At 64.3% G+C, this 21,471-nt stretch carries 16 protein-coding genes; 5 read left to right on the top strand and 11 right to left on the bottom strand.

Going from position 1 to position 21,471, the window contains the following annotated elements; all coding sequences use genetic code 11:
- The 8 genes from ADBZ9O_RS21045 to ADBZ9O_RS21010 all read right to left on the bottom strand — a co-directional run bounded on the left by ADBZ9O_RS21045 (position 1) and on the right by ADBZ9O_RS21010 (position 8,776).
- Positions 1 to 1,731 (bottom strand): phytoene desaturase family protein, encoded by a 1,731-nt coding sequence (locus tag ADBZ9O_RS21045; protein ID WP_526524861.1) that lies wholly within the window; start codon positions 1,729 to 1,731, stop codon positions 1 to 3.
- A gap of 1 nt (position 1,732) precedes the next feature.
- Entirely contained in the window at positions 1,733 to 2,059 is a 327-nt protein-coding gene (locus tag ADBZ9O_RS21040) for a RedY/HapK family protein (protein WP_526524860.1), read from the bottom strand.
- A complete protein-coding gene (locus ADBZ9O_RS21035) occupies positions 2,059 to 3,495 on the bottom strand; it encodes an aminobutyraldehyde dehydrogenase (RefSeq protein WP_526524859.1) in 1,437 nt (478 codons plus the stop codon). The genes ADBZ9O_RS21040 and ADBZ9O_RS21035 overlap by 1 nt, the downstream gene beginning before the upstream one ends.
- The gene (locus ADBZ9O_RS21030) at positions 3,492 to 4,094 is read right to left on the bottom strand and encodes a TetR/AcrR family transcriptional regulator (protein WP_526524858.1); all 603 of its coding nucleotides are present in this window, start codon (positions 4,092 to 4,094) and stop codon (positions 3,492 to 3,494) included. Before ADBZ9O_RS21030 ends, ADBZ9O_RS21035 begins: the two co-directional genes overlap by 4 nt.
- A gap of 98 nt (positions 4,095 to 4,192) precedes the next feature.
- Positions 4,193 to 5,737 (bottom strand): amino acid permease, encoded by a 1,545-nt coding sequence (locus ADBZ9O_RS21025; RefSeq protein WP_526524857.1) that lies wholly within the window; start codon positions 5,735 to 5,737, stop codon positions 4,193 to 4,195.
- An 88-nt stretch (positions 5,738 to 5,825) separates the two neighbouring features.
- A complete protein-coding gene (gene dmpG, locus ADBZ9O_RS21020) occupies positions 5,826 to 6,830 on the bottom strand; it encodes a 4-hydroxy-2-oxovalerate aldolase (RefSeq protein ID WP_526524856.1) in 1,005 nt (334 codons plus the stop codon).
- Positions 6,827 to 7,720 carry an acetaldehyde dehydrogenase (acetylating) gene (locus ADBZ9O_RS21015; protein ID WP_526533356.1) on the bottom strand — a complete coding sequence of 298 codons (894 nt, stop codon included), beginning with the start codon at positions 7,718 to 7,720 and terminating at the stop codon, positions 6,827 to 6,829. The genes dmpG and ADBZ9O_RS21015 overlap by 4 nt, the downstream gene beginning before the upstream one ends.
- Positions 7,721 to 7,813: 93 nt before the next feature.
- Complete coding sequence (locus ADBZ9O_RS21010) at positions 7,814 to 8,776, bottom strand: hypothetical protein (protein ID WP_526524855.1); 963 nt, start codon at positions 8,774 to 8,776, stop codon at positions 7,814 to 7,816.
- Between the two features lie 166 nt (positions 8,777 to 8,942).
- Here ADBZ9O_RS21010 and ADBZ9O_RS21005 point away from each other — a divergent pair, with 166 nt between their 5' ends.
- Complete coding sequence (locus ADBZ9O_RS21005) at positions 8,943 to 9,716, top strand: IclR family transcriptional regulator (protein ID WP_526524854.1); 774 nt, start codon at positions 8,943 to 8,945, stop codon at positions 9,714 to 9,716.
- 164 nt (positions 9,717 to 9,880) lie between these two features.
- Here the strand turns inward: ADBZ9O_RS21005 and ADBZ9O_RS21000 are convergent, their stop codons facing one another.
- A complete protein-coding gene (locus ADBZ9O_RS21000; protein WP_526524853.1) occupies positions 9,881 to 10,438 on the bottom strand; it encodes a hypothetical protein in 558 nt (185 codons plus the stop codon).
- A 1,264-nt stretch (positions 10,439 to 11,702) separates the two neighbouring features.
- Complete coding sequence (locus ADBZ9O_RS20995) at positions 11,703 to 12,905, bottom strand: thiolase family protein (RefSeq protein WP_526524852.1); 1,203 nt, start codon at positions 12,903 to 12,905, stop codon at positions 11,703 to 11,705.
- A gap of 97 nt (positions 12,906 to 13,002) precedes the next feature.
- On the opposite strand from ADBZ9O_RS20995, the gene ADBZ9O_RS20990 reads away from it, so the two are divergent.
- Positions 13,003 to 13,491, top strand: a complete 489-nt coding sequence (locus tag ADBZ9O_RS20990; RefSeq protein ID WP_526524851.1) for a winged helix-turn-helix transcriptional regulator — start codon at positions 13,003 to 13,005, stop codon at positions 13,489 to 13,491.
- A 74-nt stretch (positions 13,492 to 13,565) separates the two neighbouring features.
- Positions 13,566 to 14,450, top strand: coding sequence for a DUF389 domain-containing protein (locus tag ADBZ9O_RS20985; protein ID WP_526533354.1), 885 nt, complete (start codon positions 13,566 to 13,568; stop codon positions 14,448 to 14,450).
- Between the two features lie 2 nt (positions 14,451 to 14,452).
- Here ADBZ9O_RS20985 and ADBZ9O_RS20980 read toward each other — a convergent pair whose 3' ends face one another.
- The gene (locus tag ADBZ9O_RS20980) at positions 14,453 to 15,184 is read right to left on the bottom strand and encodes a GAP family protein (RefSeq protein ID WP_526524850.1); all 732 of its coding nucleotides are present in this window, start codon (positions 15,182 to 15,184) and stop codon (positions 14,453 to 14,455) included.
- Between the two features lie 149 nt (positions 15,185 to 15,333).
- On the opposite strand from ADBZ9O_RS20980, the gene ADBZ9O_RS20975 reads away from it, so the two are divergent.
- Together ADBZ9O_RS20975 and ADBZ9O_RS20970 are read left to right on the top strand one after the other, a co-directional pair.
- A complete protein-coding gene (locus tag ADBZ9O_RS20975) occupies positions 15,334 to 18,684 on the top strand; it encodes a transglutaminase family protein (protein ID WP_526524849.1) in 3,351 nt (1,116 codons plus the stop codon).
- A 98-nt stretch (positions 18,685 to 18,782) separates the two neighbouring features.
- Complete coding sequence (locus tag ADBZ9O_RS20970; RefSeq protein ID WP_526524848.1) at positions 18,783 to 21,467, top strand: circularly permuted type 2 ATP-grasp protein; 2,685 nt, start codon at positions 18,783 to 18,785, stop codon at positions 21,465 to 21,467.
- Positions 21,468 to 21,471 lie beyond the last annotated feature (4 nt).

The following is a 21,471-nucleotide window of genomic DNA, read 5'->3' as shown; positions in this document are numbered from 1 at the left end:
TCAGCGGACGCGGGCGGCGTACGCGGTGACCTTGCGCAGCGCGGGTTGGCGGGCCGCCCGGTAGCCCACCCAGCGCCCGGGCTTGGTGGACATCAAGGTGCCGACCAAGCGCTGCTGCCACGGGGCCTTACGACCACCGCTCCTGACGGTGGTCACCCGTGGTGCGACGGGGGTACCCGCGGCGTCGGCCAGCGCGACCTTCGCCGCGTTGTGCCCGTTGGCGCCCATCACGCCGCCACCGGGGTGGGTGCCGGAACCGCAGAGGTAGTAATTGCGCACGGGGGTGCGGTAATTCGACAGCTCCGGAATCGGACGTGCCCCGAACAGCTGGTCGAGCATCATGCTGCCGTGGAAAATGTTCCCGTCGGTGATCAGGTACTCGTCGTTGAGGTCGTCGGGTGTGATGATCGCCCGGTCGAGGATGTGTTCGCGCAGGTTGGGTGCGTAGATGAAGAGGTCTTCGAGCACCAGGTCGGCCCACTTCTCCTTCTCCGCCGCCCAGGTGGTCCCGGTCAGTTCGGACGGCAACTGTTGAATGCCGAGGGTCATCGTGTGCAGGCCCGCCGGGGCCAGCGAATCGTCGGTGACCGATTGTGTGACGGCCTCGATGACGAAGGTGCTCGGGAAGGTCCCGCGCCGCTGTGCTTCGTAAGCCTCCTCGAACGCCTCCCGGCTGGGCCCGAGCAGTTGATGTCCGTGGTGCTGTGGCCCGGCGGTGGCGTCGGGGAACGGAAGATACTGCGGCAGCTCGTCGATCAGAAGGTGGATCCTGGCCATCGATCCGCGGGTGTCGATACCTTCGACATCGCGTACCAGTTGGGCCGGCAGTACTCCCGGTTCGATCAGTTTGAGCAGGGACCGTTTGGGGTCGGCGTTGGAGAAGACCTGCCCGGCGGTGATGACGGACCCGTCGGCCAGGCGCACCCCGGTGGCGGTGCCGCGTTCGACGACCACCGTATCGACCGGTGTGGAGGTGCGGATGGTCGCGCCGTAGTGGCGCGCGCCGGCGGCCAGGGCCTCACTGATGGCACCCATCCCGCCGCGGGCAAGGCCGAACTGGCCGAAGTTGCCGTTGAATTCACCCCAGGAGTGGTGCCCGTAGGTGTAGGCCGTTCCCGGTGAGGAGGGGCCACCGAAGATCGACACCATTCCAAAGAAGGTCAGCATGCTTTTGAGTCGTTCATCCTCGAAGTACCGGTCGAGTAGATCGCGCACCGAGAGCAGGGTGAATTCGTTGAACAAGGTCTGCTCACCGGCTGCTTCGAACGCGGCCAACACCTCTGAACGCTGTGGCGGTGAGGTGAGCAGATACGGAGTGACCAACCCGGCGAAACGCTGCAGCCGGACCCCGAAGTCGAGGAAGGCCTGGGCGTCGTTCTTGTTGATCTTCTCCAGTTCGCGCAGCGTTCGGTCGGTCTCCTTCCACATCATGAAGGAGGTTCCGTCGCGGAAGAGACTGAACGACAACGCATCACCTTGATAGAGCTCCAGGCCGAACCTGGCCAGTTCGAGTTCGGCGATGATCTCCGGTCGCAACAGCCCCGCGATGAATGCACACGACGACCACTTGCTGCCGGGGATCAGTTCTTCGGTGACGCAGGCTCCGCCGACCACGTCACGCGCCTCAAGGACCAGCACCCGCTTGCCGGCGCGGGCCAGGTAGTTCGCGGTCACCAGGCCGTTGTGGCCCGCGCCGATGATGATGGCGTCGTAATCCGATGTCTCGGTCATATCAAATCTCCTGTGGCAGAGCTATTTTGCGGGTCAGCAGTGTCGAGACACTGCCGGGTTCGACCAGTTCGTCGAATTTCTCGACCACGGGTCGCAGTTCCGGTGCGGTGTCGCGAACCTGTTCCCATTCCGGCCACGACGCGACCGTCATGATTTCGACGACATCGACGCCGGTGTGATCGGTGGGTTCGACGAGATAGACCTCGACGTCGAGCACCACATCGAAAGCCAGGCAGGTCGGCCGGTCGAATTCGGCGGAAAACTGCTCGAATCGCTCGGCGCTGACCCCTGGACGCAGACGGAACGTGTTGACCGCGCTCACCGCCATCAGGCGGTCTCGCGGTTGATCATCACGTGCTTGATCTCGGTGTATTCCTCGAGGGCGTAGACCGACATGTCCTTGCCGTTGCCGGACTGCTTGAAACCACCGTGTGGCATTTCCGGTGTGACGGGCAGGTGGTCGTTGATCCACACCGTGCCGAACTGAAGATCGCTCGACGCGGTCATCGCGCGGGAGATATCTTGGGTGAATACCGAAGCAGCAAGACCATATTCGGTGTCGTTGGCCCAGGCGATGACGTCGTCACCGTCGTCGAACCTGGTGACCGACGTGACCGGCCCGAACACCTCGGTGCTGACGATCTCGTCGCCTTGGCGGGCGCCGACGACGACGGTGGGGGCGGTGTAGAAGCCGGTGCCGGGGTTGTCACCCTGGATCAGTTCGGTGTGCCCGGTGGCCTTGGCCCGGTTGACGAAGCCCTCGACACGGTCACGATGGGCGGCGGTGATGACCGGTCCCATCGAGGTGTTCTCGTCGGCGATGTCACCCAAATCGAGTTCCTTGACCGCCTTTTCGAGCCCGGCCACCAGCTCGTCGTGCACGTCGGCGTGCACATACAGCCGGGATGCGGCCATACAGTCCTGCCCGGAGTTGCAGAACGCACCCTCCATGATCTTGCCGACCGCCAGCGAGACGTCAGCATCGGAGTACACCACCACCGGTGCCTTGCCGCCGAGTTCGAGGTGCAGCCGCTTCAGATTGGAGTCGGCGGAGGCGCGCATCAGGGCTCGCCCGGTTTCTACCGATCCGGTCAGCGACGACATCCGCACCTTCGGGTGGGCGACCAGTCGGGCGCCGACGTCCTTACCGTCACCGGTGATGACGTTGAACACGCCGGCGGGGAAGAGGTCCTCGGCAAGCTCGGCCAGGCGCAGCACCGAGAAGGGGGTGTGCTCGGAGGGCTTGAGCACCAGGGTGTTTCCGGTGAGCAATGCGGGGGAGATCTTCCAAATTGCCATCAGCAGTGGGTAATTCCACGGTGCGACCGAGCCGACGACGCCCAGCGGGTCGCGCCGGATGATGCTGGTCTTGCCACGGACGAACTCACCCGCCGCGCGCCCTTCCATGGTTCGCGCGCCACCTGCGAAGAACCGCAAGTGGTCCGGGATCATCTCCATCTCTTCAAGCGCCAGGCCGATCGGCTTACCGACGTTGCGGGATTCGATCTCGGCCAGGGTGCGCTGATCGGCCTCGACGCGATCGGCGAGGGTGAGAAAAGCGCGGGCCCGTTCGCCCACCGGTGTCCTGGCCCACGCCGGGAAGGCCCGGTGGGCGGCGGCGACGGCACGATCGACATCGTCGGCGCCGCCGTGGGCGATTTCGGCGAAGGCCTCGCCGGTCGCGGGGGCGGGTACCTGATCGACGGCGCCGCCGGCGGCATCGGTCCAGCTGCCGTCGATGAACATTTTGCTCTGGAAGGTCATGACTGCTCCTTGGTCGGTGGTGTGCTTTCACTGCGAGGTCGCGCCCCGCTGGCCGCCATGGTCAGCAGGTTGCGCACCTCGTCCTTCGGAATCGGTTGTTGCGCAATGGACATGTGCACCATCAGGCCCTCGACCACGACGTCGACCAGCCGAGCGGTGGTGCGGTCGAAGTGCTCTGCCAAGGCGTCCTCGGCGCGCTCCATCCACTGTTGGGTCAGCCGTCTGGTTTTCGGCCGGCGGACGGCGTCCCCATAGAGCTCGTAGGTGACGGCAAGCTCGTTGGGATGCGCGACGAGGTCGTCGGTGATGGCCGAGACGATGCACTCGATGAGATCGTCCCCGTCGCGACAGGTCGCCAGTCGCGCTTCGAAACGGCCGGCCAGCTTGTCGACATGGGTTTCGAAGGCGCTGTAGACGATGTCTTCGAGGGTGGCGAAGTGGTAGGTGATCGATCCCAGCGGCACGTCCGCGGCGTCGCCGATGGCGCGGTGGGTGATGCCGGCTACGCCGTCGCGAGCGAGCACTTCCAGGGCCGAGACCACGATGCGTTCCTTTCTGTCCGGGTCGTGTCGACGTGCCCGCCGTGGTGCGGATCCCATGCCCACTCCTTCGTTAAGAACATTCGTACGCATCGATACGCACAAATGTACTTAACGATGGGTGGTTGGGCACGGTGAACGAAATTGTTGGGTGGGTACTACAGGGCTTCGGGTGCGGGGTCGTCCAACTCGCGCTCGTTGAGCGCCTTCCCCACGAGTGCATAACGGTCCGGCGCGGCGACCCGCAGGTAGACGCCGTAGGCGACGCCGGCCAACAGGGCCAGGAAGACCAGCGACAACATCAGGGCCGCCATCACACCGTGCACGCCCAACAGGATGTCGAGGCTGTTGAGGGTCAGGACGAAAAACGCGGCGAGTCCGATCACGGCGAGGATCGGGGCGATGACGGTGTTCCATGTGCGCTTGTCGACATCGGATTTGCGGAAGAACACGAAGATGGCCACTCCCGCGATCAGCTGCGACAGAATCACGCCGATGGTGCCGATACCCGTCGCCCAGGTGAACAGCGTGGCGAAGGGGTCCTGGTCGAACAGCGCAAACAGGGCGATGACGATCCCGACGGTCACGCTTTGCACAATGGCAGCCACCCACGGCGTCTGACGCTGTGGCAGCGTCCAACCGAGCGGCTTCCACACCAAGCCCTGCCGACCGAGCGAGAACAGGTACCTGGCGACGTTGTTGTGGAACGTCACGATCGCCGCGAACGTCGCCGTCACGATCAGCACCTGAAAGAGCAGCGAGATGTTGTGCCCGATGATGGTGTCGCTGGCTGCGAAGATGAAGTTGCCACCGGTCTCGTTGGCGAGACCGACCACCTTGTCCAGTCCCAGCGCGTTCATGATCAACCAGCCCGAGACCGCGTACAGAATGCCCATGAAGGCGATCGACAGGTAGGTCGCGCGGGGGATGGTGCGGGCGGGGTCGCGGGCTTCTTCGCCGTAGATCGCCGAACCCTCGAAACCGATGAAGGATGCGTGGGCGAACATCAGCGCGACACCAAGGGCCCCGCCGAACACCACGCTCGGTGCGAACGGTTCCAGCGAGAAGTCCGAGACCGGAACGGCGTCGCCGAAAAGACTGAACGCACTCAGGATGGTGATCATCGTGACTTCCAGCGTCATGAAGACGCCGAGGACCTTCGCTCCCGAGTGCACGCCCTGAACGCCAAGGCCCAGACATAGCAGGAGAGCGACGAAAGCATAGGCCCACCAAGGGATGTTCACCCCCAGCCTCGGGTTGATCAGTTCGCTTGCGTAGTAACCGAAGCCGCCGTAGAGCCCGGCCTGAATGGCGTTGTAGGCGAAGATTGCCAGTGAAGCCGAGCCCAGTCCGGGGATGCGGCCCAGGCCGAGCGTGACATAGGCGTAGAACGCACCCGCGTTGGTGACATGCCTGCTCATTGCCACGTAGCCGACTGCGAAGATCATCAACACCACAGCGGCGATGACGAACGCGCCCGGCATACCAATTCCGTTGCCGGACCCGATGATGATCGGATAGAGCGCCACCACCACAGTCAGGGGTGACGCGGCGGCGATGATGTAGAAGAAGATGCTCGGTACGCCGAGGCTGTTCTGCTTGAGTCCGTGGTTCTGCCGCCCGGCAGGTGGTGACGTGCCGGGTGGTGGCGACGACGTCGTCGCGGGCCGCTGAGGCGGTGATGACTGAGTGACGTTCTCCATGGTCGTTTATCTCTCGTGAAATGGGCAGCTGATGTTTCGCGGGGTAACCAACCTCTTCTGCGAACCGGAGATTGGGTGAAGCGTTAGCTCACCTCCTCATCTCGAGTGCCAGATCGATGAGCAGGTCTTCTTGGCCGCCGACCATCGACCTGCGGCCGGCTTCGACCAGCAGGTCACGGGTCGAGACGCCTACCTCGCCTGCGACGCGTTCCGCGTGCAGCAAAAAGCTGGAGTACACCCCGGCGTACCCGAGCGTCAGTGTCTCCCGGTCCACGCGCACTGGTCGCTGTTGCAGGGGTCGGACGATATCGTCGGCGGCGTCCATCAGGGCGTATAGATCACAGCCGTGATTCCAGCCGTTGAGTTCGGCGACGGCGATGAAAACCTCCAGCGGGCAATTTCCTGCCCCCGCGCCCAGTCCGGTGAGTGAGGCGTCGACGCGATGCGCACCTTCTTCCACCGCAGTGAGCGAATTGGCCACTCCCAAAGCGAGATTGTGGTGTGCATGTACACCGATCGAGGTCGTCGGCGCCAAGACGTCGCGGTAGGCCCGGACCCGGTCTCGGATGCCCGTCATGGTCAGCCGACCTCCCGAGTCGGTGACATAGACGCACTCTGCGCCGGCGTCTTCCATGATTTTCGCCTGGGCGGCCAGCCGATCAGGCGGGCTGAGATGCGACATCATCAGGAACCCGGCGACATCGAGGCCCAGATTGCGGGCGGTCGCGATATGTTGACGGGCGATATCGGCTTCGGTGCAGTGAGTGGCGACCCGCACCGAGCTCACCCCGAGGTCGACGGCCGCTCGCAGATCGTCCACGGTGCCGATTCCAGGGATGAGAAGTGTTGTCAGCCGAGCGTTTTGAATGACCTCGGCGGCCGCCGCGATCCAGTCTGCATCGCGATGTGCGCCGGCTCCGTAGGTCAGGCTGCCACCGGCCAGTCCGTCACCGTGCGCGACTTCGATGGCAGCCACCCCTGAGCTGTCCAGAGCGCCGGCGATGCGCCTGACGTCGGTGAGGCTGAAGGAGTGGCCGACGGCGTGCATGCCATCGCGAAGCGTGACGTCCTGGACGTATATCTCGGTGGTCATCGCACCGTCTCCGGCAGTGCGTCGAGACCGACCATACGTTCGGCGACCTGGACCGCGGCGGCAGTCATGATGTCCAGGTTGCCCGCGTAGGCGGGCAGGTAGTCGGCGGCACCCGCCACTTCCAGGAATACCGTCACCTGGGCCAGGTCAGCATCCTGGCAGGCGGCCCCGGCCAGTCTTCGTCGCGGATCACGCTGTGGTACAGGTGATATCAGAACTTCCTGGGTGAGTCGGTATCCGGGCACATAGCGCGACACGTCGGTGACCATGGTGGTGACCGCCGACATGATCGCCGACTCGTCCGTCGCGGAGACCAGTGCGGCGACCGTGTCGCGCATGAGCATCGGCGGCTCGGCGGGGTTCAGCACGATGATCGCCTTGCTGCGGGCAGCTCCACCCACGGTCTCGATGGCTCGTGCGGTCGTGGTGGTGAATTCGTCGATATTGGCCCGCGTCCCCGGGCCCGCAGACCGGGAGGAGATGGACGCCACGATTTCGGCGTAGTGCACGTCGGTGACACCTGCCAGCGCTGCGATCACCGGAATGGTGGCCTGACCGCCACACGTGACCATGTTGAGGTTGCGGTGGCCGGTCAGGCTGGACATGTTGACCGCGGGGACGACGAACGGTCCGATGGCGGCGGGGGTGAGGTCGATGACGCGCCGACCCGTCGGCGCGAGCTTTGCGTCGTTGACGTGGTGGGCGTCGGCGCTGGTGGCGTCGAACACCACATCGATATCGTCGAAGGCGCCCAGCGCCAACAGCCCGTCCACACCATCAGCCGTGACGGCCACGTCGAGTGCTGCCGCTCGGGCGAGACCGTCACTGGCCGTGTCTATTCCGGCCATCGCGGCAACGTCGAGTATCTCCGATCGGCGCAGTTTGACCATCAGGTCGGTGCCGATATTGCCGGAGCCGATGATCGCGGCCCGTGGACGATGTGTCACTTCTTCCTTCTGTTCGTCGGTTCGAGCGCCGTGGGGTCAGTTGGACAGCGCGTGGGCAGCTCTGCGGGGGCCGGGGGACACCGTGACATCGGGCGCGCTGCGCTGGACAAGTTCGTTCAGGATGGCAGCGTGGCGAACCTTGTGCCGGATGAGTTCTTCGTGGAACTCGGGCCGGACCCAGCCGTTGTACATGACGGCCTCGGATTCGCCGGGCTCGATCTTGAAGTACACAGGTCCCGCAACGCGGGCGATATCGCCGGCCTCCCAGAGCCGGTTCATGCCACCAAAGGATTCGAAAGTTTCGGCCCAGACATCGAGTGGGATGTCGATGGAATGGCGGATGGCGGCGAGCATGGGGCGGCTCAAATCGCCGACGGGGTTGACACTGTCCGCGCCGAGGTCCTGCAGGATCTTGATGGAAGCGGGATTGGCGTGGCCGGCGTAGACCGAGATCTTGAACTTGGCGTCGGCGGGGATCTGGCCGGCATCACGTGCTTTGTTCAGAATGTCGAGGACACCTTCGTCCCACACCAACACGCCGCGGATACCGGTGGCGAAGATCCTGAGGTAGTCGTCGAGCAGGTAGCGGATGTTGTCGAGGCCGCGCACGCGTCTCCCGCCTGCCTGGCCCTCGGTGCTGAGTGCCTGGCGCCCGAGATCCCAGCCGGTGCGGGGGCCGGGGACGGCGATCAGTTCGATGTCGTTCTCGGCCGAGAGGGCGGCGACATCGCTCAGCTCACCGGTGGTGAGCAACGTGGTGCCACCGCCGAAGGCGATGATGCGGTGGATGAAGACGCCTTGCTTATCGGCTTCGTCGAGTAACGCCTCCAGAGTCGAAAGACGTTCGACCCCAGAGATTTCCAATCGGTACTTCCCGCCGTCGTCAAATGCCTTCACCGAGGGGGTGAGGGCGTAGTCGTCGGCCGCCAGGAGGTTTTGCGAAGCCAGGATGGCGGCTCCGTCGACCTTGGACGTACGGCTGTCGGCTGCGGTGGACATCGCGTCTCCTTCGAAGAACGGATAGCGCGGGATCCGTATTTTCACTGAGTGATATTTGACTGCGCTGAATGAAAATCTAGGGGTTGGTGTCCGGTCTGTCAACAGGAAACGAACCGCCGGTCAACACGGGACCACATCCTCACTGGGTACTGGTAACCTTCACTGAGTGAAAACAGCAGCGGGGCCGGAGAAGTCCGCCAACCTGATCGGCGTCGAACGCACAGCCAGGATTCTCACTGCCGTCGCCGAATCTGAAGTCGGCAATCTCACCGAAATAGCAAGGCGCACAGAGCTGAACGAAGCCACGGTGCTGCGGTATCTGAACAGCCTCTCAGCGCTCGGTTACATCGAACGGTTCAACACCAACCAGTACCGGTTGGGCTGGGAGATATTTCGGCTGGGGCAGCGGGCGTTCGCCAACCAGGTTCCTTCCGACGCGGTGTTACCCACCATGGAGCGCCTGGTGGGCGAGTTCAACGAGACGGTGAACTTCGCCGCACACAAAGACCGCAGCGTGGTCATCCTCGACGTCGTCGAGGGCCGGCGCGCGGTGAAGAAGGTCAGCGACATCGGTCAGACAGATCCCTGGCATGCATCGGCGTTGGGGAAGGCGATGCTGGCGACCATGCCCGACAGCGTGTGGCGTGACATCGTCGCCTCGGCGGGACTGCCGGAGCTGACCACGCACACCATCACCACGATGAAGAAGATGGCCGCCGAGATCAAGGACATCCGCGAACACGGTTACGCGGTCGACCGCGAAGAGGCCGCCGAAGAACTGACCTGCGTGGCCGCGGCGGTGCCCACCTCCAACGGAGGGTCCTCTCGCTACGCGCTGAGCATCAGCTTCTTGACCCACCGGCTGACGCCAGAGAGCCTGAAACATGCTGGCGCCGAGGTGATTGCGGGCGCACGGGAGATCGCCGCCAAGCTACCGTGACACGCCACAGCCCCGGCCTTGAACTAGAGCAACCTCGCTTGGGACAGTTAAGTCGAAGGAAGAGAAATCTGGGCCTGCACCTATGGGCACCTGGGTAGTCACCACAATGAAAGGCGTTGGTGGACAGCCCCTGCGAAAGCGCACTCCGAATTGCTCTCGCGGCGTTAGTCGACAGGCGGCCATTGGCGAGGCGCGGGCTTTTTCGATATGCACGGCGGCAACAGCCGGTAGTGCCAGTAGGTGAAGATGTTGCCGTTGTCCATCCTGCGGGTGATTTCTCGAAATTTAGTGGCTACCCGGCTGACGTAGGTAAGCATCTCGTCGGTCTTGCGGTTGAAGTTGGGCCTGAGTTCTGCGCGATCCCCGGCCGACATCACCATGGCGAATGAGGTTTCGGCACTGCGAAAGGCTTCTTCTCGCGTGCTGAGGTCGTACAGCGTGAATTGAAGGTAGTAGAGGTAGCGCGGTTTGGGCGACAAGATGCCTTCATCCCTGATCACTGCGAGCTTGCTGGCCGTCTCGCTGAAGGTGTGGCAGGCGGTTCGGCGGAAGTCCTCTGTGGGGTAGTCGTCGCAAGCTTTGGACACGTCGCGGAGCACTTCGCGTAGTCGGCCTCTAAGCTCGCGTTGTCGCGTGCTAATTGCGCCACGGATGGTGAACCACCCGACGACGAGCGCGATCGGTACCCCGATGATCGTCGCCCAAGAAGCGGTGTCCCCCAAGTGCATATTTTGGAGTGTGACACGAAGGTCGGACCCAAGAGGGCAACCGACGAGTCTCCGTTGCCGTCCGTGTCGGAGCTGGTTAGTGTTGAGAGGTTCGCGGCGTGGTGCGGAGCGTTTCTGATCGTTCCCAAGGGCAAGGGTGCGGGGCAGCCTTTCCGTCTGCTTTCATGGCAGCTTGAGATGCTGCGTCCGTTCCTTGATCCTGTGCCGCGTCCAGGGTGTCTGAGTGTTCGGGTACAAATTGCCCCCGTATAGGTCTGGTCACCCTGTGCGGGCCCCGCCGTATATGTGCTGGTGGTTAGTCCCGCCTATCTGGATTTCGGATTATTGCGTTGGGATCGGCGGCGCCGAAATGCTGTCTGTTAGTGGCGGGTTTTCTTGAGTCGTTGCACTGGTCGTCGTTAAAGCGGGCGCGGTTGGCGACGGAGTCACAGTCACCGTCGTCGTGGGAGACGGGGATTGGCTCGGCTGCCATTTAACTACGGCTAGTCCAAGTATGAAGATGACACCGGTGCTGACAATCGAGACTGGCAATGGATGGGTCGTGAGCGTATGCCAAAAGCCTGACTTTGGTTCTTTGGTGCTGACAGCTGTGGATGTTCCGTTAACGGAAGACGGAGTCAGCTTTGGTTTGGTCAGCTCCAGGCGCTCCGACGCTGATGGCTGTGACACTTTCTCAATGGGTCCTAGATCCGGCACTTCGAGGGGCTCAGTTGTCCATTCGGTGGCATTCTGTCGTTTGATCTCGACGTCCATACGGTTTTTGATCGTCTCGATTAGCCCTCTGATTTCGCTAGTGTTTGGTGCGCCAATCTCGCAGTCACATTCAACGACGTCCGATAGGTAGTTGCGCACCCATAACTCAAAACGGTACCTAGGGGAAACGTAATTGGAATAGCCGACCATTATGGTGTTGACGCCGCTCAGATGGGCGAGGGTGTCGCCTAGCTCGTCAGCCGAAACATTGTGTAAAGAATCAGTTTCGGATGATACAAAGTATCCACGGTGCTGGATGTGCTCAATTGAAGGCACTGAGTTGATGCAATAACGGAGCTGAGGCTCTAACGCCCGCATTACAGTCTGCAGATTGTGCCCTGCTGCCTCCGTCTGGAACTTGAGGGTCCTGGATAGATTCACCATCGGTTGCGTTGCCTCCTGGGTTGAACAATTCCAGAAGTTAACCAGTGTTCTAGCGCAAGACACGCCTTTGATGCAACGTTGGTGAAGCAGGCCAGGCTTCCTGGCCTGCTGGTTGAGTGGGTTACCCCAGCCGTTCGATAATGGTGGCGTTGGCCATGCCGCCACCCTCACACATGGTCTGCAGGCCGTAGCGACCGCCACGCTGCTCCAGGGCATTGACCAGGGTGGTCATGATGCGAGCACCACTGGCTCCGAGTGGGTGACCGATCGCGATGGCGCCGCCGTTGACGTTCGTCTTCGCTAACAACTCTGAAGCCTGCGCGCCGCCAACGTCTTTGGCCCAGGCCAACACGACTGGGGCGAAGGCCTCGTTGACCTCGAACAGATCGATATCGGACAGTTTGAGGCCGGCGCGGGCCAGTACCTTCTCGGTCGCCGGGATGACACCGGTGAGCATGTACAGCGGGTCCGACCCGACCACGGTGGTGGTGTGAATCCGCGCCAGCGGCTTGAGTCCGAGGCGCTTGGCGACGGCACCACTGGTGATCATCACTGCGGCGCTGCCATCGGACAATGGCGACGAGTTGCCTGGGGTGATCTCCCAATTGATCTGCGGGAAGCGGGCTTTGAAGCCTTCGTTGTAGAACGCGGGCCGCAGGCCGGCCAGCGTGTCGACCGTCGTGCCCGGGCGGATGATCTCGTCGGTGGCCAATCCGGCAATCGGGGCCAGCTCGTTGTCGAACCACCCTTCCTTGGTGGCCCTGGCTGCCTTCTCGTGGCTGCCGGCGGAGAACTCGTCGAGTTCGGTCCGTGATAGCCCCCACTTGGCGGCGATGAGTTCTGCGCTGATGCCCTGGGCCACTAGGCCTTCGGGGTAGCGCTGCGCCATGCCCTCGCCGAACGGGTTGCTGCCGGGAAGTACCGAGCTGCCCATCGGGACACGGCTCATCGACTCCACGCCGGCGGCGATCACAATGTCGTAGGCCCCGGCCAGCACGCCCTGGGCGGCGAAGCTGATGGCCTGCTGGCTGCTTCCGCACTGGCGATCGACGGTGGTGCCCGGGACCGATTCGGGGAATCCGGCGCCCAGCAGCGCGTTACGGGCGATGTTGACGGACTGATCGCCGACCTGGGTGACGGCACCTGCGATGACGTCGTCGACCTGTCCGGGGTCGATGCCGGTGCGCGCGGCGATCTCGCGCAGGCTGTGCGCCAGGAGGTCGACGGGCAGGACGTCATGCAGCGCGCCATTGGCCTTGCCCTTGCCGACCGGGGTGCGTACCGCCCCCACAATCACTGCGTCCCGGTCCGAATATCCGGCCATTGTTCCTCCTGAACTCGTCGCTGAGTAAACTGAGCTGTACCCAGACTTCTTATCACCTGGGTATAGCTAGAACAACTCAGCAGTGAGGAAGATTCCTATGGCGGTGCTCCTGGGTCCCCTCGCCGACCGTGACGCGTGGTCGGCGGTAGGGGAGTGCCCGATCGAGAAGACCATGGCGGTGGCAGGCACGAAATCGGCAATGCTGATCATGCGGGAGGCCTATTACGGCACCACCCGGTTCGACGATTTCGCCCGCCGCGTCGGCATCACCAAGGCCGCGACCTCGGCACGGCTCACCGAACTCGTCGCGGCCGGCATGCTGCAGAAACGCCCCTATCAGGAGCCGGGCCAACGGGCCCGTGACGAATACGTCCTCACCGACGCCGGCCAGGACTTCATGCCCGTCGTGTGGGCAATGTTCGAGTGGGGGCGTCATCACCTGCCGCACCACACCAGGCTGCGGCTGACCCACCTCGACTGCGGCGCCGACGCGTCCGTCGAAATCCGGTGTGAGAAAGGTCATTCCGTACCGCCTGAGGAACTCGGTGTGCGCTTGGTGAAACGGACTCGCCCAGAGTCGCCGTGATCACGCGATGACGCACTAATGTGCGCCTGGTGCTGCATTTGCGGGTGATCGTCCCGACAGACCTGCGGGAAGCGGTGCTCGATGTGTTGCGCGGCGAGGTCGGGGTGGCGAATCTGCTGCTGTACCCCGGTGCGGCCCTGGAGCCTGCGGGTGATGAGATCACCGCCGATATCGCCCGGGAATGCGCCAACAACGTCATCAAGGAACTCAAAGCGCTCGACGTCCAGCACCGCGGCGCGATCACACTGCAACTGCTTGACACCGTGTTGTCCACCAAGGCGCACACTGCTGAAGACGCCGCAGAAGGCGATCCCGCCGATGCGGTGGTCTGGGACGAGCTGATCTCGCGGAGCCGCGAGGACTCCACGCTGACGGTCACCTTCGTCATGTTCCTCACGTTGGCCTGCCTGATCGCCGCGATCGGCGTTGTCACAGATTCGACCGTCACCGTCGTCGGGGCCATGGTGCTCGGCCCGGAATTCGGGCCGCTCGCCGCGCTTGCCGTGGCTGTGGTGCAGCGCCGACTGGACCTGGCCCGCAGGGCGGCGGTTGCGCTGATGGTCGGGTTCCCGATTGCGATGGGCATCACCGCGATCGCCACCATCGCTTGCGAGGCGGCAGGCTGGCTCAGCCTCGACGATGTCAAACACGTCAGTCAGGTCGACTTCATCTTTCAGGTCGGCCCGGTGTCGTTGCTTGTAGCGCTGCTGGCGGGCGCGGCGGGAATGTTGTCCCTGGTGTCGTCGAAATCGGCCGCGCTGGTCGGCGTCTTCATCTCGGTGACAACGGTGCCCGCTGCCGGGTTCGCCGTCGTCGCAGGAATCCTCGGCGACTGGGATGTGGCCGCCAAGTCGGCGCTCCAGTTGTTCGTCAACCTGGTCGGCATCGTGGTCGCGGGCGTCCTGGTGCTGTTGCTGCGTCCCCGCGGCACCCTCATTCCACGCTCAGCGCAGACCTGACCTCACAGATGCCGCAGGCCCTCGCCGATGAAGTACAGACCGATGACGGCGAGGATGACCGACAGAACGAGCCGGTGATGCGCCCTGGTCCAGTTGTAGGCGCGGTCGACGCGATCGCGGGTGGCCTCCGGCGCCAGCCAGAAGCAGGCGACCGCGATCAGCGCCGCGGTGAAGGCGACCAGACAGAAGGCCACGATCGCACTGACTTGGATCTGCGGGGACGGATCGGCGATCAGGATCGACGCGATGGCCGCGAAGTAATACGGGGTCGGCCAGCCCGACGCCAAGCCGAGCCCCAGCGCCACCACCGGGGTATCTGCGCGTAGCACCCGCCTGATCGGTTCGGGTAGCCGCGCGATACCGGGCACGGACTCCAGCGCGGGCGGTCCGTCATCAGCCGAATGGTCTTCATCGACGGAATCGGTGCGGCGCGCCCGCAGGCGGTGCAGCAGGCGGGCCGGTAACCCTGAGTAGACCAGGGCGCCCACCAGCACAAACAGCACTCCGAGAGCGATCTCCATCGGTGCAGACAGATAGCGACCGTCGCCGGTATCGACGTTGCGGGTGGCAAAGAGCACCACGCAGCCGACGACGACATTGGACGAGAATCCGCCTACGAAGAACGCCAGCAGAAGTCGTACCGGTCGCGGGCGGGACAACAGGTAGGCGGTCAGTCCGAATCTGACCGGGTCGATCGACTCGATGACCGCCATGAACAGCACGGTGCTCCACACGGGACAGTCATTCCTTCCCGCCGGCTGTGGCGCGCTGCGATTTGACCCGGTCGGAAACCATACCGTGCGCCCCTTTGCGGTGGTGCGCGATACCGCGCCGCTGAGCACGCACAATGCGATCACGTGCGGGTTGTGATGGGATCTTCGCTATGGGAATCAAAGTGGCGCTGGAGCATCGCACCAGCTACACGTTCGACCGCTTGGTTGAGGTGTACCCGCACGTGGTCAGGTTGCGGCCCGCTCCGCATTCACGCACACCCATCGAGGCGTATTCGCTGGAGGTCGAGCCGGCTGACCATTTCATCAACTGGCAGCAGGATGCGTTCGGTAATTTCATGGCCCGGTTGGTGTTTCCCGAGCGCACCCGCAGCCTGACGATCACCGTCGGGCTGATCGCCGATCTGAAGGTGATCAACCCGTTCGACTTCTTCATCGAGGAGTGGGCCGAGAACATCGGTTGGGAGTATCCGAAGGCTCTGCTGGAGGATCTCAAGCCCTACCTGCGTCGGGTCGATGAGGAGGGCGAAGGCTCCGGCCCTGGTGAACTCGTCACCGATTGGGTCAGCAATTTCACGGTGCGGCCCGGCACGAGAACCATCGATTTCCTGGTCGCCTTGAACCACGGGGTGAACGCCGACGTCGGTTACAGCCTGCGGATGGAGCCCGGTGTCCAGACACCGGATTTCACCCTGCGCACCGCGGTCGGTTCCTGCCGCGACTCGGCGTGGCTGCTGGTGTCGATCCTGCGCGAGATGGGGCTGGCCGCGCGTTTCGTCTCGGGATACCTGGTGCAGTTGGCCAGCGACGTCAAAGCACTCGACGGTCCGTCGGGCCCCGCCGCCGACTTCACCGATCTGCACGCGTGGACCGAGGTCTACATCCCCGGTGCCGGCTGGATCGGGATGGACCCCACCTCCGGGCTGTTCGCGGGTGAGGGCCACATTCCGCTGTCGGCCACTCCGCATCCCTCGTCATCGGCGCCCATCAGCGGTGCGACCGGTAGGGCCGAGACGGTGCTCGATTTCTCCAACACCGTCACCCGCGTACACGAAGACCCCCGGGTCACGCTGCCCTATACCGAGGAGGCGTGGGCCGCGATCAACACCCTGGGCGCCCGCATCGATGATCGGCTCACCGCGGGCGACGTCCGGTTGACCGTGGGTGGAGAGCCGACGTTCGTCTCGATCGACGATCAGGTCGCCCCGGAATGGACGACCGATGCCGACGGGCCCCTCAAGCGGGTGCGGGCCTCGGTACTGGCCGACCGGCTCAAGAAGATCTGGGCCCCCCAAGGTCTGGTGCAGCGCAGCCAAGGCAAGTGGTATCCGGGAGAACCCTTGCCACGCTGGCAGATTGGGCTGATGTGGCGGTCCGACGGTGAACCGCTGTGGACCGATCCGACACTGCTGGCCGATCCATGGCCGGAACAACCCAATACCACCTCGATCGCACCTGATGCCGCGCAGCAGCTGCTGGCGGCGCTGGCCGATGGACTCGGCCTGCCATCCACGCAGGTACGTCCGGCCTACGAAGATGCGCTGAGTCGGCTCGCCGGTTCGGTCCGGTTGCCTGCCGGTGACCCACCACAGGCTGGCGACGATCTGGCCGACGATGACATCGACGCCAGGGCAGCCCTGCTGGCCAGGCTCGAGGATCCCGTGGTGGAGGCGACCGCCTACGTGCTGCCCTTGCACCGCCGCGACGACGACCACGGCTGGGCCAGCGCAGACTGGCAACTGCGCCGAGGCCGGATCGTCCTGCTGGACGGCGATTCACCCGCTGGGCTACGGCTGCCGTTGAACTCGATCAGCTGGAAGGCACCGCGACCCACCTTCACCGCTGATCCGCTGGCGTCGCGGAGTCGGCTGCGCACCGAGCCCGAACCGGTGAAAAATCTGCCCGAGGAACCAGAAGACGACGACACCATGCCGGTGACGGCCATGGTCGCCGAAATCCGTGACGGGCTGCTCTACGTCTTCATGCCGCCGACCGAAGATCTGGACCACTTCGTCGACCTGGTCACCCGCATCGAAGCCGCGGCCGCCAAGATCGACACCCCGTTGGTGGTCGAGGGGTACGGCCCGCCGAATGACCCGCGGCTGACGTCGATGTCGGTGACACCCGATCCCGGCGTCATCGAGGTCAACGTCGCACCCACCAAGAGTTTCGCCGAACAGCGCGATCAGCTCGAAACCCTCTACGAGCAGGCGCGGCTGTCGCGGCTGTCCACCGAATCGTTCGAGGTGGACGGCACCCATGGCGGCACCGGCGGCGGCAACCACATCACCCTCGGCGGTATCACGCCTGCCGAGTCGCCGATGCTGCGCCGACCCGACCTGTTGGTGTCGCTGCTGACCTATTGGCAGCGGCATCCGTCGCTGTCGTATCTGTTCGCCGGGCGGTTCATCGGCACCACCTCGCAGGCCCCCCGGGTGGACGAGGGCAGGCCGGAGGCGCTCTACGAACTGGAGATCGCCTTCGCCGAGATCGCACGATTGTCCGGGATGGAAGCCAAGCTGGACCAGGGTCGTTCCGCAAGCTTCGCTCCGTGGATCACCGACCGCGCGCTGCGCCACCTGCTGACCGATATCACCGGCAACACCCACCGCGCCGAGTTCTGCATCGACAAGCTCTACAGCCCGGACAGCCCCCGCGGCCGCCTGGGCATTCTCGAACTCCGCGGTTTCGAGATGCCGCCGCACTACCAGATGGCGATGGTGCAGTCGCTGCTGGTGCGATCGCTGGTCGCCTGGTTCTGGGATGAACCACTGCGGGCGCCGCTGATCCGACACGGCGAAAATTTGCACGGCCGATACCTGTTGCCGCACTTCGTGATCAACGATATTGCCGACGTCGCCGCGGATCTGCGGGCGCACGGCGTCGACTTCGACACCAGCTGGCTGGACCCGTTCACCGAATTCCGTTTCCCGCGGATCGGCACCGCGGTCTTCGACGGTGTGGAGATCGAACTGCGCGGGGCCATCGAACCGTGGAATGTGCTCGGTGAGGAATCGACCGCAGGCGGCACCGCACGGTACGTCGATTCGTCGGTGGAACGCATCCAGGTGCGGATCATCGGCGCCGACCGGCACCGTTTCGTGGTGCTGTGCAACGGCCAGCCCATCCCGCTGCTGGCGACGAACAAGGCTGATATCCAGGTTGGTGGCGTGCGGTTCCGGGCCTGGCAGCCGCCGAGCGCGCTGCACCCGACCATCACCGTCGACGGGCCGCTGCGCTTCGAATTGGTCGATCTGTCCACCGGCACCTCCCGCGGTGGCTGCACGTATCACATATCGCATCCCGGAGGTTTGGCCTATGAGCGGCCGCCGGTGAACGCCGTCGAGGCCGAATCGCGCCGCGGTCGGCGGTTCGAGGCGACGGGGTTCACCCCGGGGCTGATCGATCTTGCCGATATCCGCGAGAAGCAGGCCAGACTGTCGACCGATGTGGGCGCGCCAGGCATCCTCGATCTGCGGCGAGTGCGTACCGTGCTCCAGTGATGGGTCGCCGCACGGCAGCAGGTGCCGGTGCGGCCGACAAATCAGTAGGGCTGCGGATCGTTCCGGTGTTGGTCGCAAGGAAAGTCAGGAGGTAGGCGTTGTCTGTTCCGCTGCCCACTTCCGGACAGGGGCTAAGCGCGGACCCTCACGATCCTGACCAGCTGTTGGCCGGGTACCGGTCGGCGCGAGCTCAGGAGGCGTTATTCGACGTCCGCGGCCTGCGCAGCGCCTCGGCAGGTAACGGGTACGACGAACTCGTCGATGCCGCGGGCGATATCCGACCCTCCTGGGCGGAGCTCGCCGAACTCATCGGCGGTCGGGGCCGCACGGGGCTGGCCCGCCTGCGCACGGTGGTGCGCGGACTTGTCGACAACGACGGCATCACCTACATCGAGGTGGACCACCACGGCGATACCGTCACCGACGGCGACGGTGCGGCCTCACCCGGGCCATGGCATCTCGACGCGCTACCGCTGCTGATCTCGTCCGCCGACTGGGACACCCTCGAAGCGGGCGTGGTGCAACGCTCCCGGCTGCTCGATGCTGTCCTGGCCGATCTCTACGGTCCACGGCGATCGATCACCAGTGGGGTGCTGCCGCCACAACTGCTCTTCGCTCATCCCGGCTATATCCGCGCCGCCCGCGGTATCGACGTTCCTGGCCGCCACCAGCTCTTCCTGCACGGTTGCGACGTCAGCCGAGCCACCGACGGCACCTTCCGCGTCAACGCGGACTGGACGCAGGCGCCGTCGGGCGCGGGCTACGCGCTGGCCGACCGCCGTGTCGTCGCGCACGCCATCCCTGACCTGTACGAGCGGATCGGGCCAAGCCCGACCTCTCCGTTCGCCCAGGCGTTGCGCCTGGCGCTGATCGATTCCGCGCCCGAAGCTGCTGATGATCCGGTTGTTGTGGTGCTCAGCCCTGGCATCTACTCCGAGACAGCCTTCGATCAGGCCTATCTGGCGAGCGTGCTGGGCTTCCCCCTGGTGGAGAACGCCGACCTCGTGGTCCGCGACGGCAAACTCCTGATGCGCTCACTGGGCACCCTCAAACGGGTCGACGTGGTGTTGCGTCGGGTGGACGCCGACTATTCCGATCCGCTCGATTTACGCAAGGATTCCCGGCTCGGCGTCGTCGGTCTGGTGGAAGCCCAGCGTCGTGGTGCGGTGACCGTGGTGAACACCCTGGGCAGCGGCATCCTGGAAAGCCCCGGTCTGCTCCGGTTCCTGCCGGAACTGGCCAACCACCTGCTCGGTGAGACGCCCCTGCTGGAGACGCCGCCGATGTACTGGGGCGGTATCGACACCGAGCGGTCGCACCTTCTCGCACGGTTGTCGTCGCTACTGATCAAGCCGACGATCGGCGGTGACACCATCATCGGTCCGGCGTTGTCCTCGGGTGCACGCGATGAACTCGCCGCCCGCATCCAGGCCGCCCCCTGGCAGTGGGTTGGCCAGGAATTGCCCCAGTTCTCTTCGGCGCCAACCGATTACTACCAAAACGGACTGTCCGCCGCGAGCGTCGGGATGCGGTTGTTCACCGTGGCGCAGCGCGGTGGCTATGCGCCGATGATCGGTGGACTCGGCTATGTGCTGGCCCAAGGTAACGCCGCCTATAAGCTGAATACCGTTGCCGCCAAAGATATCTGGGTGCGGCCACCGGCACGGGCCAAGGCCGAGCGCACACCTGTGCCGACGGTGCAGTTGCCCGCGATGACTCCCAGTGGCACGCACGGGATCAGTTCGCCGCGCGTGCTGTCGGATCTGTTCTGGATGGGCCGCTACGCCGAGCGCGCCGAGAACCTGGCGCGGCTGCTGATCGTCACTCGTGAGCGCTACCACGAGTACCGCTACCGCCAGGACATGGAGGGCAGCGAAGTTGTGCCGGTGTTGCTTTCGGCCCTAGGCACCATCACCGGTACCGATGCCAAGGCCGGCGGCACCTATGCCGAAACGGTCGCCGAAGCACCGAATACGTTGTGGTCGATGACCGTCGACCGGCACCGCGCGGGGTCCTTGGCGCAGTCCGTCGAGCGCCTCGGACTGGCGGCCAGGGCAGTGCGCGATCAGATGTCCAATGACACCTGGATGGTGCTGGGCGCCGTCGAACGCGCACTGTCCTCGCAGTCCGCCAGCCCGCCGATGCTGGGCCAGTCAAATCATCTCGACGACACCGTGCTGGCCGCCGCACACACCCAGGCGCTGGCGGGGATGCTGGCGTTGTCCGGGGTGGCTGCCGAGTCGATGGTGCACGATGTCGGCTGGACGATGATGGATATCGGCAAACGTATTGAGCGGGGCCTCGCATTGACCGCGCTGCTGCGTGCGACCATCACCACGGTGCGCAGCCCAGGCGCTGAGCAAACAATTACCGAATCTGCTCTGGTCGCCTGTGAGTCGTCGGTGATCTACCGTCGGCGCACGCTGGGCAAGGTTAGTGTTGCGGCTGTGGCTGACCTGGTCCTTTTCGACGCGGAGAATCCGCGGTCGCTGGTGTATCAGCTGGAGCGGCTGCGGGTGAACCTCAAATCGCTACCCGGCTCATCGGGCTCGTCGCGGCCAGAACGGCTCGCCGATGACATCAGCACCCGCCTGCGCAGGCTCGATCCAGCGGAGCTGGAGGAACTCGACGCCAACGGGGTGCGCTCGGAGCTCGCCGATCTGCTCAGCGGGGTCCACACGGCGTTACGTGATCTGTCGAAAGTTATCACCGCCACGCAGCTGTCCCTGCCCGGCGGGATGCAACCGTTGTGGGGTCCCGACGAACGACGAGTGTTCCCGTGACCGT

Origin of the sequence: Mycobacterium sp. (assembly GCF_965229105.1) — a bacterium.
In the GTDB taxonomy this organism is placed as follows: Bacteria; Actinomycetota; Actinomycetes; order Mycobacteriales; family Mycobacteriaceae; genus Mycobacterium.
This window is presented reverse-complemented; position numbering and strand designations above follow the sequence as displayed.

Bases quoted from the DNA above. Each gene is read 5' to 3' on its own strand.
- ADBZ9O_RS21030 (WP_526524858.1), bottom strand. From the start codon at position 4,094: ATGGGATCCGCACCACGGCGGGCACGTCGACACGACCCGGACAGAAAG.
- ADBZ9O_RS21010 (WP_526524855.1), bottom strand. From the start codon at position 8,776: ATGTCCACCGCAGCCGACAGCCGTACGTCCAAGGTCGACGGAGCCGCC.
- ADBZ9O_RS20995 (WP_526524852.1), bottom strand. From the start codon at position 12,905: ATGGCCGGATATTCGGACCGGGACGCAGTGATTGTGGGGGCGGTACGC.
- ADBZ9O_RS21025 (WP_526524857.1), bottom strand. From the start codon at position 5,737: ATGGAGAACGTCACTCAGTCATCACCGCCTCAGCGGCCCGCGACGACG.
- ADBZ9O_RS20990 (WP_526524851.1), top strand. From the start codon at position 13,003: ATGGCGGTGCTCCTGGGTCCCCTCGCCGACCGTGACGCGTGGTCGGCG.
- ADBZ9O_RS21040 (WP_526524860.1), bottom strand. From the start codon at position 2,059: ATGGCGGTGAGCGCGGTCAACACGTTCCGTCTGCGTCCAGGGGTCAGC.
- ADBZ9O_RS20975 (WP_526524849.1), top strand. From the start codon at position 15,334: ATGGGAATCAAAGTGGCGCTGGAGCATCGCACCAGCTACACGTTCGAC.
- ADBZ9O_RS21045 (WP_526524861.1), bottom strand. From the start codon at position 1,731: ATGACCGAGACATCGGATTACGACGCCATCATCATCGGCGCGGGCCAC.
- ADBZ9O_RS21035 (WP_526524859.1), bottom strand. From the start codon at position 3,495: ATGACCTTCCAGAGCAAAATGTTCATCGACGGCAGCTGGACCGATGCC.
- dmpG (WP_526524856.1), bottom strand. From the start codon at position 6,830: ATGACCACCGAGATATACGTCCAGGACGTCACGCTTCGCGATGGCATG.
- ADBZ9O_RS21015 (WP_526533356.1), bottom strand. From the start codon at position 7,720: ATGGTCAAACTGCGCCGATCGGAGATACTCGACGTTGCCGCGATGGCC.